General features: G+C 54.3%; 5 protein-coding genes. All 5 read right to left on the bottom strand.

Translation table 11 applies throughout. The features are described from left to right. The coding region (locus tag H9X86_RS11800) for a conjugal transfer protein TrbL family protein (RefSeq protein ID WP_243416954.1) at positions 1-361 on the bottom strand (361 nt) is incomplete at its 3' end. A 107-nt stretch (positions 362-468) separates the two neighbouring features. Then, complete coding sequence (locus H9X86_RS11795) at positions 469-816, bottom strand: DUF3852 domain-containing protein (protein WP_087389565.1); 348 nt, start codon at positions 814-816, stop codon at positions 469-471. 103 nt (positions 817-919) lie between these two features. Further along, a complete protein-coding gene (locus tag H9X86_RS11790; protein ID WP_204901697.1) occupies positions 920-1,270 on the bottom strand; it encodes a SpoVG family protein in 351 nt (116 codons plus the stop codon). Positions 1,271-1,288: 18 nt separating this feature from the next. Next, positions 1,289-2,014 (bottom strand): DUF3849 domain-containing protein, encoded by a 726-nt coding sequence (locus H9X86_RS11785; protein WP_204901696.1) that lies wholly within the window; start codon positions 2,012-2,014, stop codon positions 1,289-1,291. Then, on the bottom strand, positions 2,007-2,450 hold the full coding sequence (locus H9X86_RS11780; RefSeq protein ID WP_204901695.1) for a hypothetical protein: 444 nt from the start codon (positions 2,448-2,450) through the stop codon (positions 2,007-2,009). The genes H9X86_RS11785 and H9X86_RS11780 overlap by 8 nt, the downstream gene beginning before the upstream one ends. Between the last annotated feature and the right edge of the window lie 194 nt (positions 2,451-2,644).

The raw sequence follows: 2,644 nt of genomic DNA, 5'->3' as shown, positions 1-2,644 counted from the left end.
CGGTGAGACTGCCCTGCAACGTGACGGAGAGTTCATAGAGCCGCACGGGTACCACCGTGAAGAGACCGACTGCCATAAAGCCCTTTATGGCATTGAGGGCGGTCTCTTTCAGGTTTCCTCTGCCGGAGGAATACTCAATGCCACATTCAAAACAGGCCACTACAAGGCCTGTGCCATAGAGCGCCCAGGCCAGATAGGAGAAAAACAGTACAATGCTCTGCACCCAGTTCATGGTGAACAGCTCCACGCCCATGTTACCCATCTCGGCAAAAAAGTTACCCAGAAAGCCCATGATCTGACTGTAGATCCAATCAATGATCTGGCTCAGGACAGTATCAGCTACAAAATCCCAAATAAACAATGGTTGGTTCACCTCTTTTCGGAATGAGGCCGTACCAACCGCATGACACAAAGACCCCGCAGCTGGTACGGCCTTTTGTGTCAATCAATTACATGGTTTGCTGGGTGTTAGATGCCAACGATACCCCAGATGTACAGGGGGGCGGTGAGGGTAAACACCAGACAGGCAAACAAAATAGCGGGTGCTGTCCACTCAAACTGCCCGGTTTTCCGATAATCAAAGTATGCGGTACCCACTTTGACAAAGAAAAACACGGCGAGGATCAGATCAATGGCAGGGAAGACCACGTTGTTGACCACAGTCTTGATTTGGGTGGATGCGGTGGTCCAGGTGCTCTCTACGGCTCCAGCTACATCTCCGCTGCCAGCGGCCAGGGCTGTGCCTGCCATCAGGGAGGTCATGGCCAGCGCCACCACCAGTAAGAGAGCAAAGCGTTTGTAGTTCCATTTACGCATAGATTACCTCCAGTTACAAAAATATAGTGTGTATTTGGGCCCGGATGATGCTCTGGAACATCAGGGGGTGGAGGCCCACTGAAAAAAGGACTCAGGTGAACCATTACATCTGCTGGCTCATGGCCTGCCGGGAGTTCTGCTCCTGCTGCTCCCGAAGCTTTTGCTCATAAGCGGTATTGACCGCCTCTACCAGCGCAGTCCGAGCTTCGGCAGTGATGGCGTGGAAGGTGTCGTTGTACTTGGTCTGACCGTGTTTTTGGTAGGACTCCTGGGGCATGGAGACGAACCGGCCTTTGTCGGACTCGATAATACGGATGCCGTGGACAGCAAAGGCACCGGCGATGGTAGCACTGGCATAGGCTTCGGTTTTGAAGTCTCCATCTACCAGACGGTCGATGCGTGCTTCTACCTGGGGGGTGGGAATGTCCTGCTGTATGTTCTTAGGTGTTGCCATGGTGTTGATCTCCTTTCTTTACATGGATGGATGGCTCATGTCGGGAACGGTGGGAGATTTCTGCTGAAGCTGCTCCAGATGCTCTCTGGCCCAGTCGGGCAGATGCTCCTCCCGGAGAATGCCGATAAAGTCGCTGCGATTCCACCTGGCCTGCTCTCCGTCGCCAAGACAGGTGGCATATACCGCTCGGCCGGAGGCGGTGGGGTTGCATCCAAAGCCTCCAGTCGCCAGCCAGAGCTGGTTTTCCGGAGCCCAGTAGGATTCCTTCAGGGTGAAGGGACTCATAACCAGCACCGTGCCTTCCAGCGCTTGTCCGGTCATATCGTCGCAGTGGGAGCCGTCGAACAGTTTTAGCTCTGCCTGTGCCTCTCGGAAAGCGTTGACGAAGCCGTCCAGCACAGCAGGGTGACTTTCCACCGCAAACTCATAATTGCGGTCACAAGGGGGAATAAAAGTGGATGCAGCCCATGTTTTGTTTTGAGGGCTGAACCGCCCATCATACTGCTTTTGTTGTAGGGTGGAAGATAACACCCATCCCACACGCTTAAAACCGAAGCTGTCGATGACGCTCTGGGCGCAGTTAGCGTCCAGGTACATCCCATCAAAGCCCTTGCGGATGGCCTCCTCGATGGCCTGCTTGCAGGCGACATTTTTTATGTGGCTTGCTCGCCAAAGCGCAATCTCGTCTTGACGCTTAGCTTCGGAGAGGGAGTTGAGGTAGAGGTAATCGTAATCGTTAGTCATGGGTCTTCTCACACTCCGTGACCATTTTGGTCAACGCTTCGTGCCACTTGGCTTTGTGGTCGTCGGACACCACCAGAACAGCACCGTCTACGCTGAACACCCGGAGGTTGTCAAAGAGAATGCCTGCATCTGCAAAGGCTTCTGCGGGGATGGGAAGCGTGTCCTCGGCGCACCCGTGGCAGCCGTCGCACACATCCTCATCCTCCTCCTGGCCCTTCCAGCCAGCCATCATATCCGCCCACAGGCTGTTGGCCAGCCGCATCAGCGTCATCATAGCGGCGGCTTTCTCCACAGGTTTCATATCCGGCTTGAGCAGGACAATGGCGTTTTCCAGGGTGTGCAGCTCCAGGGTTTCCTCTCGCTCCAGGCCGCTCAGAATCAGGGCGGCGGACTGGATGACGGCTTTGCCGTCGTTGGTGTAGTTGATAAATGTCATGTTCATTCCTCCATATCGTTAAGTATTTTGATTTGGTTCATGGATCAGGGTATAACGTCCCTCGTACTCGTCGGTGGGGGACAGATGGAACATACTCAGTTGCCAATTCCTTGCGGTGTTGTAGCGGCGGGGGTCATAGTTGGTGATGACAATTTCTTCGTACTCACTGCCTGCCTTCTGGGACATGCTGTTGG

Origin of the sequence: Pseudoflavonifractor capillosus (genome assembly GCF_016902575.1) — a bacterium.
GTDB lineage: Bacteria > Bacillota > Clostridia > Oscillospirales > Oscillospiraceae > Enterenecus > Enterenecus capillosus_A.
This window is presented reverse-complemented; position numbering and strand designations above follow the sequence as displayed.